Source organism: uncultured Alsobacter sp., assembly GCF_945952055.1.
GTDB lineage: Bacteria > Pseudomonadota > Alphaproteobacteria > Rhizobiales > Beijerinckiaceae > Alsobacter.
The window spans coordinates 150,398-167,807 of the sequence record NZ_CAMFHB010000006.1; the positions used below are offsets into that span (position 1 = coordinate 150,398).

The 17,410-nt window shown below is 69.2% G+C and carries 12 protein-coding genes and 1 pseudogene; 7 read left to right on the forward strand and 6 right to left on the reverse strand.

Annotation, left to right across the window (positions count from 1 at the left end; genetic code table 11):
- Positions 1–2 precede the first annotated feature (2 nt).
- The 3 genes from Q0Q47_RS06895 to hydA all read left to right on the forward strand — a co-directional run bounded on the left by Q0Q47_RS06895 (position 3) and on the right by hydA (position 3,122).
- Complete coding sequence (locus Q0Q47_RS06895; RefSeq protein WP_293856405.1) at positions 3–740, forward strand: aspartate/glutamate racemase family protein; 738 nt, start codon at positions 3–5, stop codon at positions 738–740.
- A gap of 2 nt (positions 741–742) precedes the next feature.
- Positions 743–1,588, forward strand: a complete 846-nt coding sequence (locus Q0Q47_RS06900; protein ID WP_293856408.1) for a GNAT family N-acetyltransferase — start codon at positions 743–745, stop codon at positions 1,586–1,588.
- A gap of 94 nt (positions 1,589–1,682) precedes the next feature.
- Positions 1,683–3,122 carry a dihydropyrimidinase gene (gene hydA, locus Q0Q47_RS06905; protein ID WP_293856411.1) on the forward strand — a complete coding sequence of 480 codons (1,440 nt, stop codon included), beginning with the start codon at positions 1,683–1,685 and terminating at the stop codon, positions 3,120–3,122.
- Positions 3,123–3,297: 175 nt separating this feature from the next.
- On the opposite strand, the gene Q0Q47_RS06910 is transcribed toward hydA, so the two are convergent.
- Both Q0Q47_RS06910 and Q0Q47_RS06915 read right to left on the reverse strand, forming a co-directional pair.
- Positions 3,298–3,867, reverse strand: a complete 570-nt coding sequence (locus Q0Q47_RS06910; RefSeq protein WP_293856414.1) for a GNAT family N-acetyltransferase — start codon at positions 3,865–3,867, stop codon at positions 3,298–3,300.
- A gap of 179 nt (positions 3,868–4,046) precedes the next feature.
- Positions 4,047–5,177 (reverse strand): type III PLP-dependent enzyme, encoded by a 1,131-nt coding sequence (locus tag Q0Q47_RS06915; protein WP_293856417.1) that lies wholly within the window; start codon positions 5,175–5,177, stop codon positions 4,047–4,049.
- Positions 5,178–5,859: 682 nt separating this feature from the next.
- Between Q0Q47_RS06915 and Q0Q47_RS06920 the strand changes: the two genes are divergently transcribed.
- Positions 5,860–7,443 carry a glucan biosynthesis protein gene (locus Q0Q47_RS06920; protein ID WP_293856420.1) on the forward strand — a complete coding sequence of 528 codons (1,584 nt, stop codon included), beginning with the start codon at positions 5,860–5,862 and terminating at the stop codon, positions 7,441–7,443.
- 109 nt (positions 7,444–7,552) lie between these two features.
- Positions 7,553–8,038 (forward strand): hypothetical protein, encoded by a 486-nt coding sequence (locus Q0Q47_RS06925; RefSeq protein ID WP_293856423.1) that lies wholly within the window; start codon positions 7,553–7,555, stop codon positions 8,036–8,038.
- A gap of 36 nt (positions 8,039–8,074) precedes the next feature.
- Here the strand turns inward: Q0Q47_RS06925 and puuE are convergent.
- Positions 8,075–8,974 (reverse strand): annotated as a pseudogene (gene puuE, locus Q0Q47_RS06930) (allantoinase PuuE); the annotation flags it as partial.
- 277 nt (positions 8,975–9,251) lie between these two features.
- Here puuE and rimI point away from each other — a divergent pair.
- Together rimI and Q0Q47_RS06940 are read left to right on the forward strand one after the other, a co-directional pair.
- Positions 9,252–10,397, forward strand: coding sequence for a ribosomal protein S18-alanine N-acetyltransferase (rimI, locus tag Q0Q47_RS06935; RefSeq protein ID WP_293856426.1), 1,146 nt, complete (start codon positions 9,252–9,254; stop codon positions 10,395–10,397).
- Positions 10,398–10,559: 162 nt separating this feature from the next.
- On the forward strand, positions 10,560–12,032 hold the full coding sequence (locus Q0Q47_RS06940; RefSeq protein WP_293856429.1) for a RimK family protein: 1,473 nt from the start codon (positions 10,560–10,562) through the stop codon (positions 12,030–12,032).
- Positions 12,033–12,330: 298 nt separating this feature from the next.
- On the opposite strand, the gene Q0Q47_RS06945 is transcribed toward Q0Q47_RS06940, so the two are convergent.
- The 3 genes from Q0Q47_RS06945 to Q0Q47_RS06955 form a co-directional block, all read right to left on the reverse strand.
- Positions 12,331–13,281, reverse strand: a complete 951-nt coding sequence (locus Q0Q47_RS06945) for a DUF533 domain-containing protein (RefSeq protein ID WP_293856432.1) — start codon at positions 13,279–13,281, stop codon at positions 12,331–12,333.
- Between the two features lie 81 nt (positions 13,282–13,362).
- A complete protein-coding gene (eda, locus tag Q0Q47_RS06950; protein ID WP_293856435.1) occupies positions 13,363–14,004 on the reverse strand; it encodes a bifunctional 4-hydroxy-2-oxoglutarate aldolase/2-dehydro-3-deoxy-phosphogluconate aldolase in 642 nt (213 codons plus the stop codon).
- Positions 14,005–14,227: 223 nt separating this feature from the next.
- Positions 14,228–17,389, reverse strand: coding sequence for an efflux RND transporter permease subunit (locus Q0Q47_RS06955; RefSeq protein ID WP_293856438.1), 3,162 nt, complete (start codon positions 17,387–17,389; stop codon positions 14,228–14,230).
- Positions 17,390–17,410 lie beyond the last annotated feature (21 nt).

Below are 17,410 nucleotides of genomic sequence, written 5' to 3' on the forward strand. Positions count from 1 at the left end.
TCATGCATATTCTCGTCATCAATCCAAACACCACCGCGTCCATGACGGCCAAGATCGGCGAGGCGGCCCGCGCGGTGGCGGCGCCCGGCACCGTGATCACGGCGGTCCAGCCCGCCAACGGGCCGGTCTCGATCGAGGGCTACTACGACGAGGCCTTCTGCATCCCGGGCGTGCTGGAGGAGATCGCCCGTGGCGAGGCGAACGGCGTGGCCGGCCATGTCATCGCCTGCTTCGACGACACGGGACTCGAGGCGGCCCGGTCCCTCGCCCGGGCGCCGGTGGTGGGCATCGGCGAGGCCGCCTACCACGTCGCCAGCATGCTCGGCCATCGGTTCAGCGTCGTGACGACGCTGTCGCGGTCGATCCCGTGCCTGGAGGTGAACCTGCTCAAATACGGCCTGGATCGCCGCTGCGCCCGCATCCGCGCCGCCGAGGTTCCCGTGCTCGAACTCGAGAACCCGGCATCCGACGCGGCCCGCCGGATCGGCGAGGAGATCGAGCGTGCGAAGGCGGAGGACCACGCCGATGCCATCGTGCTCGGCTGCGCCGGCATGGCCGATCTTGCCGCCGTGCTGTCCGAGCGCCACGGGCTGCCCGTCGTCGACGGCGTCGCCGCGGCCGTGAAACTCGTCGAGGGCATGGCATCGATCGGCCTCAAGACCTCCAAGCGCGGCGGCTATGCGCCCCCCGGCCCCAAGGTCTACCGTGGCATCTTCGCGGATGCCGCTCCCAAGGGGTGATCATGAACCAGGACATCACCATCAGGGCGATGTCCCGGGCCGAGCTCGACGTCGCCACCGATTGGGCGGCGGCCGAGGGCTGGAACCCGGGCCTCGCCGATGCCGACGCCTTCCTCGCCACCGACCCCGGCGGCTTCCTGATGGCTTTCGTCGGCGACCGGCCGGCGGCGTGCATCAGCGTCGTGGCCTATGCCAACAGCTTCGGATTCCTGGGCTTCTACATCGCGACGCCCGAGTTTCGGGGCCGCGGCATCGGCTGGCAGCTCTGGCAGGCCGGCATGGGTCGGCTCGCCGGGCGCACCGTGGGCCTCGACGGCGTGGTCGCGCAGCAGGACAACTACCGCAAGTCCGGCTTCGCGCTGGCCCATCGCAACGTCCGCTACGCCGGCGTCGCGCGGGCCGACATGCCGCAGGACCCGCGCCTCGCGCGGATCGGGCAGGGCATCCTGCCGTCCGTGGTCGCCTATGACCGCGCCTTCTTCCCCGTGCCCCGCGACGGTTTCGTCGGGCGCTGGACGCGGGACGGCGGCCGCACCGGCTGGTGCCTCGTCGAGGACGGCGAAGTCCGCGGCTATGGCGTGATCCGCAAGGCGCGCCAGGGCTACAAGATCGGCCCGCTGTTCGCCGACGATCCGCGCGACGCCGACCTGCTGTTCCGGGCCCTCGCGTCGGGCGTGAAGGGCGAGGAGATCGCGCTCGATCCGCCCGAGCCCAACGACGAGGCCATCGCGCTGGCCGAGCGCCACGACCTGTCGCCGGTGTTCGAGACCGCGCGCATGTATCGCGGCGCTGACCCCGGCCTGCCGCTCGACCGCATCTTCGGCATCACGACGTTCGAGCTGGGTTGAGAGCGCGTGGTTTCGCTCGATCCGTTTGCCCACCATACGGGGGCTGGTCCTTGGCGGACACGTTGCCGTTTCAGACACACGAGGGGGGACTTCCATGGCGACCTATGACCTTGCGATCCGGGGCGGCACCGTGGTGACCGCCGCCGACGTGACGCGTTGCGACATCGGCATCAAGGACGGACTCGTCGCCGTGCTCGCCGGGGCGGTGACCGACGCGGACACGGTGGTCGACGCGTCCGGCCTTCTCGTCATGCCCGGCGGGATCGACAGCCACGTGCACCTCGCCCAGAAGGCCTATGGCGCGCAGATGGCCGACGGCTTCGAGACCGGCTCGCGCTCGGCGGTGGCCGGCGGCAACACCACGATCATCCCCTTCGCGATCCAGCCGAAGGGCGCGTCCCTGCGCGAGAGCGTGAAGGCCTACCACAAGGAGGCCGACGGGCAGTGCCTCGTCGACTACGGCTTCCATCTCATCGTCACCGACCCGTCTCCCACGGTGCTCGGACAGGAACTGCCCGCGCTGGTGGCCGACGGCTACAGCTCGTTCAAGGTCTTCATGACCTATGACGACATGGTCCTGAACGACCGCGAGCTGCTCGAGGTGTTCGACTGCGCGCGGCGCGAGAAGGCGCTCGTGATGGTCCACTGCGAGGGCTACGACGCGATCCGCTTCATGACCGAGCGCCTCGAGGCGGCCGGCAAGACGGCGCCCTACTATCATGCGGTGTCGCGGCCGCAGATCGTGGAGCGGGAGGCGGCCCACCGCGCCATCTCCCATTCCGAGCTCATCGACGTGCCGATCATGATCGTGCACGTGTCGGGTCGCGAGGCGATGGAGCAGATCCGCTGGGCCCAGCAGCGCGGCCTCAAGGTCTATGGCGAGACCTGCACCCAGTACATCTCGCTCACCGCGGACGACCTCAAGGGCCTCAACATGGACGAGAGCGGGGGCAAGTATGTCTGCTCGCCGCCGCCGCGCACGCGGGCCGACTGGGACGCCATCTGGGAGGGCATCCAGACGGGGGTGTTCCAGACCTTCTCGTCCGACCACTGCCCCTATTTCTACGAGGGCGACGTCGGCAAGCTGAACCCGAAGGCGCGCACCTCCTTCAAGTGGGTGCCGAACGGCATTCCCGGCGTCGAGGTGCGCATGCCGATCCTGTTCTCGGAGGGCGTCGCAAAGGGCCGCATCACGCTCGAGCAGTTCGTGGCGCTGACCTCGACGAACCACGCCAAGATGTACGGGCTCTACCCCAGGAAGGGCTCGCTCGCGATCGGGGCCGACGCCGACATCGTGCTGTGGGATCCGAACCGCAAGGTCACCATCAGCCAGGCGCTGATGCACCACGGGTCCGACTACACGCCGTGGGAAGGCTTCGAGGTCACCGGCTGGCCGGTCGGGACCTTCCTGCGCGGCAAGCACGTCTACGACGACGGCAAGATCCTCGGCGGCCCGACGGACGGCCAGTTCCTGCCGCGCGGGCTGTCGCCCTACGCCAAGCCGCGGGGGACGGGGCCGGCCTACGAAGGGTGAGAAACGGAGGCCTCCGCCTCCGTCGGCAAGGCCGCCTCACAATTGACCTCGGCCTCTCCGCCGTCATCCCCGGGCCTGGCCCGGGGACCCACGACTTTGCCGGCACCATCCTCAAGTCGTGGGTGCCCGGGCCAAGCCCGGGCATGACGCGCTGGAGAGATGGAGAGCTGATGGCTCACGCCGCGCGGCGGGCCTCGCCGTCGTTGGCCTGGGCCGCGACGAGCGCGGCCAGATCCGGCGTCGGGGCGAGCTCACCGGTCGCGCTGACGAAGCCGCGCGCTCCCGCGAGGGCTCCATCCACCAGCTCGAGACCGAGGAACCGCTCCCGCTCGACCGGGCCCGGCATCCACAGGCTCTCCGTGACCGCGGCCGAGAAGCCGAAGCGCTCGTAGTAGGGCGCATCGCCGACCAGCAGCACGGCCCGCGCACCGTCGACCGACGCCCGGTTGAGCGCCGCGCGCATCAGCGTGGCGCCGACGCCGCGGGAACGCTCGGTCTGGTCGACCGCCAGCGGGCCGAGCATCAGCGCGCGCCGGCCAGGGCCGGCGGCCACGTGCCACAGGCGGACGGTGCCGACGAGGCGGCCGTCCTCGTCCTGCGCCGTCAGGGCGAAGGAGGGGAGGCGGCCTTCGCGCAGGCGCTCGCAGGTCTTCAGGTGGCGCGCCGGGCCGAAGGCGGCATCCAGCAGCGCCTCGCGGGCGGCAACGTCGGCAAAGACTTCGTCACGGATCGTGATCGCGGCCATGGTCGTGCTCCTTCCCCGCGGCGGCTTGGCCGCGGTTCGAAATCCGGGGGGCTTTCGGGAAGCTGGACCCGGTGAACCGGGTCCGAAGCGCGGGCGCGGGGAGGTGCGCGCCAGGACGGTGCGGGGCTCGCGCCCCGCCGTCCTCCAGTCGTCCTGCACCAGAGACCCTGGTGGAGGGATCAGATCACGTAGGATCGCAGCGGCGGGAAGCCGTTGAAGGCCACGGCCGAGTAGGTGGTCGTGTAGGCCCCGGTCCCTTCGATCAGCACCTTGTCGCCGATCTCCAGGCTGACGGGGAGCCAGTACGGCTCCTTCTCGTACATCACGTCGACCGAGTCGCAGGTCGGGCCCGCGAGCACGCAGGGGACCTTGTCGTCGCCGTCGTGATCCGTGCGGATCGGGTAGCGGATCGCCTCGTCCATCGTCTCGGCGAGACCGCCGAACTTGCCGATGTCGAGATAGACCCAGCGCACCTCGTCCTCTTCGGCCTTCTTCGAGACGAGGACGACCTCGGCCTCGATGACGCCCGCATTGCCGACCATGCCGCGGCCCGGCTCGATGATCGTCTCCGGAAGGCGGTTGCCGAAGTGCTTCGACAGCGCCCGGAAGATGGCGTTGCCGTAGCTCTTCACGCCCGGAACCGGCTTCAGGTACTTCGTCGGGAAGCCCCCGCCGAGGTTGACCATCGAGAGGTGGATGCCGCGCTCGGCGCACTCGCGGAAGATCGCGGAGGCCGAGGCGAGCGCCTGGTCCCAGGCGCCCGTGTCGCGCTGCTGCGAGCCGACGTGGAAGGAGACGCCATAGGCCTCCAGACCCAGACGGTGCGCATGCTCGAGCACGTCCGCGGCCATCTCCGGGACGCAGCCGAACTTGCGCGACAGCGGCCACTCGGCGCCGACGCCGGCGCAGAGGATGCGGCAGAACACCTTCGAGCCCGGCGCGGCACGGCCGATCTTCTCCACCTCGGCGACGCAGTCGACCGCGAAGAGGCGGATGCCGAGGGCGTAAGCCCGCGCGACGTCACGCTCCTTCTTGATCGTGTTGCCGTAGGAGATGCGGTCCGGCGTGGCGCCGGCGGCCAGCGCCATCTCGATCTCGGCGACCGACGCGGTGTCGAAGCACGAGCCGAGCGAGGCCAGCAGCGACAGCACCTCCGGCGCCGGGTTCGCCTTCACGGCGTAGAACACGCGCGTGTCGGGAAGGGAGCGTGCGAAGGCGCGGTAGTTGTCGCGCACGACATCGAGGTCGAGCACCATGCAGGGCCCGTCGTCACGTCGGTTGCGCAGAAACTCACGGATGCGTGCGGTCATGGCACGGTCCCCCAAGGTCAAGCAGCGACACACGGTCGCCAGGTGGTTCCCGGGTGACGGTCCCACGACGCGGCGCGATGGAGACGCCAGCGTCGGGTGAGGTCACCCGCAGCGAACTGCCTTGGATTGGATCGGCTTGGGGCCGCTCCGCACGCCTGGCAAGATGGACAAGCCTCTTCGGTGACCCGGCCTTTGGAGGGCCGGACGAGACCAAAAAAGCCCGCTCCGTCGTTGCTTTAAGCCACGTCCCCTGGGGAGAGCAGGGTACGCCGGTTTCGCCTCCGGCTGCTGGTCAGGGTTCGGAACGCGGCATTGCTGCCGGGATCATCGCCATCAGGGTTCCCACCCCGATAGTCCCGATCCTGTCCCGGGCGGCTGTCCGGCCTCTTGTCCGGATGCCCACCGACCAGCACGCGACCACAGGCACGTGCGAAATTGGGCGAGGCGATACATAGGTCCCATGGCCCCTCCCTTCAAGTGAAATTTCCGACGATGTTTAAATTCGCTACTGCAAGGCCTAAGTCTCTGATATCTGGGTGTTCCCAAGCGCTTTCCCCATCGCCCAGGAAGGCCCGCCGGCGCGCCTTGCGCACACCGGGGCCGCCTTGCCGCCGCATGGGGGCGTGATTCTCATTCCGCTTCGACCGTCCGAAGCCGCTTCACTGCTCTGCGAGACCCGCCGATGATTCCGTCACGCCGCGATTTCATGTCCAGCCTGATCGCGCTGTCCGCCGCTCTCGTGGGGGAGCGGGCCGCGGCCCAGACCGGCCCCGCCGCGCCCCCGCCGGCCCCGCCGGCGCCGGCGCCGCGCTTCGGCTACGACGACGTGGTGAACCGGGCCCGGGACCTCGCCTCCGTCCCCTACGACAACACTCCGCCGCCCCTGCCCGAGGCGCTGGCGAAGCTGGACTACGACGCCTACCGTGACATCCGCTTCCGTCCCGACCGCGCCATGCTCGGGGCCAATGGCGGCGCGTTCCGGATGCAGATGTTCCATCCGGGCTTCCTGTTCACGCGTCCCGTGACGGTCAACGTCATCCGCGACGGCGTGCCGGCGCCCGTGCCCTATTCGGCCAACCTGTTCGACTACGGCCGCAACAAGTTCGATCGGCCGCTGCCGGTGAACCTGGGCTTCGCAGGCTTCCGCCTGCACTATCCGCTCAATGATCCCAAGGTGCAGGACGAGCTCATCTCCTTCCTGGGGGCGAGCTATTTCCGTTTCCTCGGCCGCAAGCAGCGCTACGGCCTCTCGGCCCGCGGGCTGGCGATCGGCGTGGGCGCGAAGGAGACCGAGGAATTCCCGGTGTTCCGCGAGTTCTGGATCGAGGCGCCGGGCCCGGAGGCGGACCGCGCCGTGATCTATGCCCTGCTGGACGGCGTGTCGGTCACCGGCGCCTACCAGTTCCTGGTCTACCCGGCGACGCAGTCGGTCGTGGACGTGACGATGACGCTGTTTCCGCGCCGGGCCATCCCGCGCATCGGCATCGCCCCGCTGACCTCGATGTTCTACGTGGGCGAGAACGACCGGCGCTTCTTCGACGATTTCCGCCCCGAACTGCACGACAGTGACGGCCTGCTCATGCACACGGGGGCCGGCGAGTGGATCTGGCGGCCCTTGCGCAACGCCCGCGAGATCAGCCTGTCGAACTTCATGGACACGAACCCGCGCGGCTTCGGCCTGATGCAGCGCGACCGGATCTTCGAGCACTACCAGGACCTCGACCTCGGCTACGAGGCGCGGCCGAGCTACTGGGTCGAGCCGCGCGACAACTGGGGCGAGGGCTCCATCGAGCTCGCCGAGATCCCGACGGGCGACGAGACCAACGACAACATCGTGGCCTATTGGAAGCCCAAGGCCACCCCGGAGCAGGGCCAGCAGCTGATCTGGCGCTACCGCGTCACCTCGGTGCTGAACGATTTCGCGCTTCATCCCGGCGGGGCCGCCATCAACACGTGGCAGACCAGCGCGCGGGCGCTGGGCTCCACCGAGCCCGCGGCGCCCGGCACCCGGCGCTTCATCATCGACTTCGCCGGTGGCGACCTGGGCTACTATCTCACCGATCCCGACAAGGTGCAGATCGTGCCCAGCATCAGCAACGGCCGCATCCTGCGCACCTTCCTGACGCCCAACCCGCGCCTCGACGGCTTCCGCGCCGGCATCGACGTGGCCGTGGACAAGGGCCAGTCGGCCGATCTGCGCGCCTTCCTCAAGGCCGGAAACCGGGCCCTGACGGAAACATGGACGTTCCCCTGGCGGGCCGAGTAGCGTCGGCAGGCTCCGAACCGCGGGCGGCCTCGCGCTGTGCGCTATCGCACACCGCTACGGTGCCGATGACGGCAGCCTCGCAGCTTCAGTCAGTCTGGAGATCTGCGTCATGGCCGTCAGCAACGATGCCGTCCGCCAATGGATCGCCTACTACCAGGCCCTTCACTCGGCCGAGGATGTGCTGCCTGCCCGCGAACACGCGTTCCGCGACTGCAAGGCGTTCCGCAACGTCGGCAGCAACTCCGTCGACGAGTCCCTGGCGGCCGCCGAGCATTACCTCTTCGCCCGGTACATGGTCAGCAACGGGATCGTCAGCCAGCGCCAGATGAACATCATGATCGCCGGCTACGACGCGGTGAAGATCGCGGCCCAGCAGTCGCCGCAGCTCGAGGTCCTGATGCGCCACAACAAGGACAATCCGACCTCCAAGGCGTCCGCGGACTCCATCGCGTGGGGCCTCAAGGGGGCGGAGGAAGGCGCGGAGGACTTCCGGACGCAGAATCCGGGCGCCTCGCCGCCGGGCTGGAACTGGGACGCCATGAAGTTCGGCGGAGCGACGGACAAGGCCGTCGAGCTCGCCAAGAAGACCTACTGAGTCGCGAGGATCGCGGCCCCCGGGCCGTCAGGCGGGGTGGGTCTTCCTCCAGTGGTCGGCGATGTCGATGCGCCGGGTCACCCAGACCTTGTCGTGCTTCAGCACGTAGTCGAGGAAGCGTTCCAGCGCCGCGGCGCGGCCGGGGCGTCCGACCAGGCGGCAGTGCAGGCCCACGTTGAACATCTTGGGCGATCCCTCGACGCCTTCCGCATAGAGCACGTCGAAGGAATCCTTCAGGTAGCTGAAGAACTGGTCCCCGCTGTTGAAGCCTTGGGGCGTCGCGAAGCGCATGTCGTTGGAATCGAGGGTGTAGGGCAGGATCAGGTGCGGTCCCTTGGGGCCCCGCACCCAGTAGGGGAGGTCGTCGGCATAGCTGTCCGACGAATAGGCGAAGCCGCCTTCCTCCATCACCAGCTTCGTCGTGTTCATCGAGCAACGCCCGAGATACCAACCGGTCGGGCGTGAGCCGGTCACCTCGGTGTGAATCCGGATCGCCTCCATGAGGTGGCGGCGCTCCTCCTCCTCGGGCATGTCCTTGTACTCGACCCACTTGTAGCCGTGCGAGGCGATCTCCCAGCCGGCCTCCTGCATGGCGGCGACCTGCTCGCGCCCGCGCATCATCGCCGTGGCCACGCCATAGACGGTGACCGGCATCTTGCGGCGGGTGAACATGCGCCACAGCCGCCAGAAGCCGGCCCGGGCGCCGTACTCGTAGATCGACTCCATATTCCAGTGGCGCTGGCCCGGCCATGGTGCCGCCCCGACGATCTCCGAGAGGAAGGCCTCCGACGCCGCGTCGCCGTGCAGGACGTTGTTCTCGCCGCCTTCCTCGTAGTTGATCACGAACTGGACGCAGATCCGCGCACCGCCGGGCCAGCGCGGATCGGGCGGATTGCGCCCATAGCCGGTCATGTCGCGCGGGTAGATGTCAGTCATGGCGGTGCTCCTCGAGGTCGCCCCAGCGAACAGGGTCTCGCCCACGCTGGCAAGAGGCCTGCCAGGTATGGGGGCTCCGGGGGACGGGGTGGGTTGTGAATTGCGAATGGCGAGTAGCGAGGAGCGATAGGGGCCGTGCGAAGGAAAGGCGGTTGCCATTCTCCGTCTGCGCCGTTCCCCACGCGCTACCTCGCCGTTCGCTACTCGCTCTCTCCCCTGGTCACACGCCCTTCGCTCCCCGGTTTCCCCCGGGGCCCCGACGCCCTACACTGTCGCCATGCCCGCCACCGCACCGCTTGCCCGCGCCAACGCCTCCTCCGGGGTCGTCATCCGTCCCGCCACGCTGGCCGATCTCGACGCCATCGAGACGATCGAGAACCGCGTCTTCGAGACGGATCGCCTGTCCCGGCGTTCGCTGCGCCGGTTCATCACCACCGATCGCGACGCCCTGCTGGTGGTGGATCGCGGGGGTGAACTGGTGGGCTACGCGCTCGTCGCGTTCCGCCGCGGGACGGCCCTGGCGCGGCTCTACTCCATCGCGATCCTGCCGGAAGCCGGCCGTGGCGGCCTCGGGCGGCAACTGCTGGCCGCCGTCGAGGCCGAGGCCCAGGAGCGCGGCTGCCTGCTGCTGCGCCTCGAGGTGAGGGCCGACAACCACGCGGCCATTCGCCTCTACGAGCGCTGCGGCTATCACCGCTTCGGCGTCTACGAGGACTACTACGAGGACCATCAGGACGCGCTGCGCTACGAGAAGCCGCTGGTGAAGCACGCGGAGCCGCCCCGCGGCGGGCCGCCCTTCTGGGAGCAGACGACCGACTTCACCTGCGGACCGTCCTGCCTGCTGATGGCGATGGCCTGGGCCGACCCCACCTTCGCGCCGAGCCGCGCCGCCGAGATCCGGCTTTGGCGCGAATCGACCACCGTGTTCATGACCTCGGGCCTGGGCGGATGCGAGCCCTACGGCCTGGCGGTGACGCTGGCCCGGCACGGCGTCATCCCGGAGGTGCGCCTGTCCGAGCCGGGTCCCTTCTTCCTCGACAGCGTGCGCTCGCCCGAGAAGCGGGAGGTGATGCGCATCACCCAGGAGGAATTCCGGCGCGATGCCGAGGAGATGGCGATCCCCGTGATCATCGAACCGCTCGGGGAGGCGGAACTGCACCGGGTGCTCGATGCGGGAGCCGTGGTGATCGTGCTCGTCTCGGGCTACCGCATGTTCCGCAAGAAGGCGCCGCACTGGCTGCTGGCACACGCCCATGACGGGCGGCACGTCTTCGTTCACGATCCCTGGGTCGAGCCGTCGGACTTCGAGACCCCGATGATGGCCTCCAACCTGCCCATCCCGGCCGACGAGTTTCACCGCATGGCGCGCTACGGATCGAGCGACCTGCGGGCGGCGATCATCGTGAGGCGTCCCGGCGGCTGAGGCTCTGCCCTCATCCTGTCGCAAATCTGCGTATGGTTTCGCAACCTGCCGCGCCGAGCGGCGTTGGACTGCCTCGGAACGGGACCGGGGCGTGTTGCCCTCCCGTCCCGCACGGCCGCGTTCCCCACTCCAGAACTTCGGTTCAGCGCTCCGAGAACCTTCATGACCGGTTGGGTCATCCTCGTCGACAATCTGCGCGACTTCCCGAACGCCGACACCCCTCACAAGGTGATCACGACAAGCGATTATCTTGCCCGGCCCCGTCTGTTCGAGGGCGGCCGGACCAAGGTGATCAACCTGTCACGGTCCTACAACTACCAGTCGCGAGGCTACTACGCTTCGCTTCTGGGTGAGGCGCGTGGCCACCGCATGCTCCCGACCGTGGAGACGATGCTGGAGCTGCGGGAGCGCAAGCTTTACGAGCACGCTCTGCCCGAACTCGAGGACGCGCTCAACCGGGCGCTCGCGAAGGCCGGGCGAGTGCCGGAGGACGGAAAAATCCTCGTCTGCTTCGGCATCGTCCGCGACGAGGCCTTGGAGCCCTTCGGCAAGCTCCTGTTCGACTGGTTCCGCGGCCCGGCCCTGCAGGTTTCCGTCGAGGCGACCACCACGGCCGGCGGGTCGTGGGCCTCGATCGAGCGCATCCGGCCGCGACCCCTGGCAAAGCTCGATCCGGACGACCTCGCCTTCTTCCGCGAGGCGCTGCACGCCCACACCCGGCAGACCTGGAAGACGCCGCGGACGCGCCCCGTCGCCAAGTACTCGCTCGCGGTGCTACACGACCCGGCCGATCCGCTGCCGCCGTCCTCTCCCGAGACGCTGCGCCACTTCGCCCGCATCGCGGAAAAGATGTCCGTCGACGTCGAGCCCATCACGCGGCGCGACCTGTCCTCGCTCTCCGAATTCGATGCGCTCTTCATCCGGGCGACCACGTCCATCGACAACTACACCTACCGCTTCGCCCGGCGCGCGATGCAGGAGGGCATGCCGGTCATCGACGATCCGGTGTCGATGATCCGGTGCACCAACAAGGTCTACCTGACCGAACTCATGATGCAGCACGGGGTGCCGATCCCCCCGACGGTGATGATTGCCGACGAGGACGACATCAGGACGGCCATCGACACGCTGGGCCTGCCGCTGGTCGTGAAGATCCCCGACGGATCCTTCTCGCGGGGGGTGCACAAGCTGGGCACCGAGGCCGAGGTGCGCGCGCTCGTCGCCCGCCTGTTCCAGGACACCGACCTGCTGCTGGCGCAGAAGTTCATGCCGACGGCCTTCGACTGGCGGGTGGGCGTGCTCGGCGGCGAGCCGCTGTTCGCCTGCCAGTACCACATGGCCAAGGGGCACTGGCAGATCCTCAAGCACGATGCCAACGGCACGAGCAAGGAAGGCGGGCACAGGACCGTCCCGATCGAGGAGGCGCCGCGCGACGTCATCGACATCGCCCTGAAGGCCGCCCGGCCGATCGGAAAGGGCCTCTACGGGGTCGACCTGAAGGAGACGCCGGACGGCGTCGTCGTCATCGAGGTCAACGACAACCCCAATCTCGACCATGGCGTCGAGGACCAGGCCGGCAAGGACGTCGTCTGGACCCGCCTCCTGGAGTGGTTCATCGGCCGCATCGACGCGTGAGGCGGAAGTTCCCTGCGGTCATCGGCCCATGAACGTCTTCATCCTGAGAGCTTTTGAAACATTTGCCAGTCCAGCTTGCCTCATTCTCTCCGCGTCATGGCCGGGCTTGGCACGGCCACCCACGACTTGAGAATGGCGCAGGCAGAGTCGTGGGTCCCCGGGCCAAGCCCGGGGATGACGGCTGAGAGGTTGGCTTGAACTGGACTGCCAGTCCTAAGACAAGAGTCTCGACAGTCTCGAGCTGCCCGCGCCGCAGCCTTCGACCGCTGCTCTTGATGTTGGCCGCGGGTGGTGACACCTACACCTGTACCTTCGCGCTTTCGGCCGCGGCGTCGATATGGGCGACGAGCTGTTCGTCGAGGCCGAGCGCCTCTGCCAGCGCGGCCAGGAAGTCCTTCTCGGCCTGTTCGTCGGGATCGATGGTGAGCCTGGCCGCCGTGTAGACCTGCGCGGCCATGGCGGGCTCGGCCACGGCGGCGGCGAGGTCCTCCACGGTGGCGGGGTTGGCGAACTCCTGGTCCAGGAACTGCGCGGCCTCGGTGTCGATGCCGAGCTGCTGGAGGCCGCCGACGATCTGGGCCCGCTCGGCATCGTCCACCGTCCCGTCCGCGGCCGCCGCGGCGATCATGGCGCGCAGCAGGATCTCGGCGTTCTCCTGGTCGACCCGGTCGTTGCCCGTCGATCCGAAGGGCGAGCGCTCCGGCGGGGCCGCGAGGCCCTGGGCCTGCCCCAGGTCCATCATCGGCTTGCCGAGCGAGTAGTTCTGCCACGCCTGGTAGGCGAGGCCGCCGATCATGGCGAGCCCGCCGAGCTTGGCTGCGTTGACGGCCAGGCCGCGGCCGGCCTTGCTGCCGAGGAAGAGGCCGGCCAGCGAACCGAGCGCGCCGCCGGCCGCGAACTGGTTCTGGTTGACGACGTCGCGCAGCTTGCCGGCCAGATCGCCGCCCGAGCGGCCGCCCGAAAGCTGGCCGATGATGTCGTTGAGGGCGGGACCGGCGCCGGACTTCTGAGCCGCGCCCTGGAGGCCCTGCGTCGCTTGGCCGAGCACGGCGCCCAGCAGGCCGCCGAGGCCGCCCGCCGCGCCGCCGGCCGAGGTGCCTCCCGGCGCGCCCTGCTGCAACTGGCCGAGCACGGAGCCGAGAATGTCGCCCAGGCCGCCCTGCGGGGCAGCGCCGGGAGCCGCGCGGGCCCCGGATGGAGCCTGGCTGGCCGCGACCAGCGCATCGAGCATTTTCTTCGCGTCGAACATGGATCCCCACTCCCCTGGCATGGCTTTGCCCAGTCTAGGCCCAGCCATCAAACGAGGGGAATGCGGAAAGCGTGTGACGCGTCAGCCTTTCAACTGGGACGCCGCCCTGGCGAGATCGGTGATCGTCTGCCAGTCGCCGTCCTTCAGGGCCGCCGCCGGCGTGACCCACGACCCGCCGACGCAGACCACGTTCGGGAGAGCGAGGTAGTTCTTCGCCTTTGCGGCGTCGATGCTGCCGGTGGGGCAGAAGGTGAGGTGCGGCAACGGGCCGCCCAGCGCCTTCAGATAGGCGAGGCCGCCGGCCGGCTCGGCCGGGAAGAACTTCAGGACGTGATGGCCCATCTCGGCCGCGGCCATCGCCTCGCTCGCGGTGGCGACGCCGGGGAGCAGGGGCGCGGGGCAGCGGGCCGCCGCGTCGACGAGCTTGGGCGTGGTGCCAGGGCTGACCAGGAACTTGGCGCCGGCCGACACCGCCTCGTCGACCTGCGAGGGGGACAGCACGGTGCCGGCGCCCACCACGGCTTCGGGCACGTGCTTGGCGATGGTCTCGATGGCCTCGAGCGCCCCGTCCGTGCGCAGGGTGATCTCAAGGACGGGCAGGCCGCCGGCCACCAGCGCGCGGGCGAGCGGCAGGGCCTGCCGGGCGTCGTCGATCGTCAGCACCGGGATCACCGGCGCGAGGCGCAGCGTGGCGAGGAGGCTGGCGTTGCGGGCATCGGACACGGGCGTGCTCCTTGGTGCAGGGGGCCTGACGTGGGTGTGCACGGGCGGGATGATGACGTCAACAGCGGGAGGGGGCGCGACCCTTCTGCGCCCTTCGACGCGCCGCCTTCGGCGGCTGCTCGGGACGAAGACCCGTGCTGAAGCCGAATCCCTCTGAGGGCTCTTCACACGCTCTGACCATCGGCCGCGGGCGGCGTGTCGACGGATGCTGGACGATCCAGGCCTACTCCGCCGGGGCGTGGGCTTCCGTGCCGGCAGGGCGCCCGGCCTTGCGGGCCTGCTTCTCGGCCTTGCGCGCCAGCCGTGCCTCGCGCCGGCGTGCCCGCCAGGCGGAGACGTTGGCGAGCGCCATCAGCGCCGCCGGCGTCACCACGAGCGTCAGGACGGTGGCGAAGCCCAGCCCGAAGACGATGGCGGTGGACAGGTGGATCCACCACTGCGTCGACGGCGCGCCGATGAAGATCTCGCGCTGCACGAAGTCGATGTTGATGCCGAAGGCGATGGCGAGCACGCCCAGCACCGCGGTGACGGCGGTGAGCACGACCGGACGGGCGCGCTCGCGGCAGGTCTCGATGATGGCGTCGTAGGCGTCCCAGCCCTCGCGCCGTAGCCTGTCGTAGGTGTCGATCAGGACGATGTTGTTGTTCACGATGACCCCGGCATTGGCGATGATGCCGATGCCGGTCATGACCACGCCGAAGGCCTGGCCCATGACCATGAGCCCCAAGAGCACGCCGATGGTCGACAGGACGACCGCCGAGAGCACCAGCAGCACGCTGGTGAACTTGTTGAACTGGGCCAGCAGGATCGCGAAGATCAGGAACATGGCCGTGCCGAAGGCCTTCACGAGGAAGGCGCCGGCCTTGGCGCGCTCCTCGTCCTCGCCCTTCAGCCGGAACGTCACGCCGGCTCCGAGATCGGCGGCGGCGAGGTCCCTGGCGAGCGCCTGTTGGACGACGGCGCTCTGCACGCCCTCCGCGACGTTCGAGGACACGGTCATCACGCGCTGCCCGCCGACGCGGTTGATCTGGCCGACGCGCTGCGTGGGCACCCGCTCGACGAAGTTGCCGATGGGTACCGAGCCCGCGGGCGTTGTCATGCGCAGTTCCTCGAGCTGGTCGAGGGTGCGCTTGTTCTCCGGGAAGCGGACGATGAGGTCGACCGACTTGTCGGTGTCGTTGGGCCTGTACTCGGTGATCTTGACGCCGTTGGTCACGAGCTGGACCGCGGTTCCGACTGTCAGGGCGCTGGCGCCGTACTTGGCGGCCTCCGTCTTGTCGACGCGGATGGTCCAGTCGATGCCGGGCAGCGGCTGCCCGTCGTCGACGTCGCGCACGTCCGGCCGGGCGGCGAGGATCGCGGCCACCTTGCGCGCGGCGCCGGGCAGCTGGTCGGGATCGAGCGAGGTGAGCTGGACCTGCACCGGCTTGCCGGTCGGGGGACCGGCGCGGGGCGCCGTGACCTCGATGGACACGCCGGGGATGTCCGCGGTGCGCTTGCGGATGTCGTCCATGATCTCGTGGGCCGGGCGGCGATGCTGCCACTCGACGAACTCGAACTGGATGGTGCCGACCGTGTCCTCGGAGATCTCGTTGGAGCCCTTCTGGCCCTCGCCGGCCCGGGCATAGACGGTGCGGATCTCCTGCATCGGCAGGATCTGCGCCTCGACCCGGCGGACCAGCGCGTCCTTCTCCGACAGGGCGAGGTTGCCGCGGGCGTGAATCTGCACGAGCCCGTAGTCGGGCTCGACGCTGGGGAAGAACTCGACCCCGCTGCCGAGCTTGCCGTAGGCATATTGCACGCCGACGAGCAGGCAGAGCGTCGCGAACAGCGTCAGTCCCGGCCGCTTCAGGACGTTGCGGACCACCGACATGTAGAGCCCGCGCTCGGAGGCGCGCTCGTCGTGCGGCACCTCGGCCGCGCGGCCGAGCAGGGCTCCCAGCGTCGGGGTGAAGAACAGCGCCACCACCAGCGAGGCCGAGAGCGTCGCGATGAGGGTGAGCGGCAGGTACTTCATGAACTCGCCGACGATCCCCGGCCAGAACATCAGCGGCGAGAACGCCGCCACGCGCGTCAGGGTGGCGGCGATGACCGGTCCGGCCATGCGTCTGGCGGCCAGGGCGTAGGCCTCTTTCGGCGGCATGCCCTCGGCCATGCGCCGCTCGGCGAACTCCGACACGATGATCGCGTCGTCGACGAGCATGCCCACGGCCAGGATCAGGCCGAAGAGGACGACGATGTTCACCGTCAGCCCGGCCATCTGCAGGCCGAGGATGCCGGTCAGGAACGAGGCGGGAATGGCGATGCCGATGAAGATCGACGCGCGCCCGCCCAGCACGACGAGCATGATGACGAAGACGAGCAGCACCGCGGTGATCACGCTGTTCTGCAGTTCGTGCAGCATGTCGCGGATGGTCTTCGACTTGTCCTGGGTGAAGGACACGTCGATGGTTCCGGGCCAGGCCTGGCGCATCTGGCCCACGACGTATTTCACGGCATCGACCGTCTCGATGAGGTTGGCGCCGGTGCGCTTGGAGACCTCGATGGCGATGGCCGGCTTGCCGTTGACCCGGGTGACCGACGTGGCGTCCTTGAAGGTAGGCCGCACTTCCGCGACTTCGCCCAGCGACACGCTGGCGCCACTGGAGGCGACGAGCGGCAGCTTGAGGACGTCCTGCGGCTTCTCGATGAGAGCCGGCACCTTCACCGCGAAGCGCCCGCTGCCGCCTTCCAGCGCGCCGGCGGCCACGAGGCTGTTGCCCTGCACGGTCGCCGCGATGAGCTCCGACAGCGAGATGCCATAGCTTTTCAGCAGCATCGGCTCGGCGATGATCTCCACCACCTCGTCGCGCGCGCCGCGCAGGTCCGCCGAGAGCACCCCCGGGATCTGCTCGATGGCGTTCTTGGCCGTGCGGGCGACGCGCAGCAGGGTCCGCTCGGGCACCTCGCCGGTCAGCGCCACGACGAGAACCGGGAAGAGCGAGAGGTTGACCTCGCGCACCGAAGGCTGGTCGGCGTCCTTGGGCAGGTCGCGCTTGGCGTCGTCGACCTTGGCGCGCACGTCGGCCAGCGCCTTGGACGAGTCGAAGCCGGCCTGGAACTCGAGCAGCACGAAGCCGCCGCCCTCGAAGGCGGTGGAGCGCATCTCCTTCACGTTGGTGACCGACTTCAGCTGCGTCTCGATGGGGCGCAGCAGCAGCCGCTCGCTGTCCTCCGGGCTGATGCCGCGTTGGGAGAGCTGCACGTAGACGATCGGGACCTTGACGTCCGGCTCCGCCTCCTTGGGGATGGTCATGTAGGCGGAGAAGCCCGCGACCAGCAGGAACAGCAGCAGCGCCAGCGTCAGGCGCGAATGGCTGATCGCGTATTCGACCGGGTTCTTCATCGTCGCCTCACAGCGCCGCCA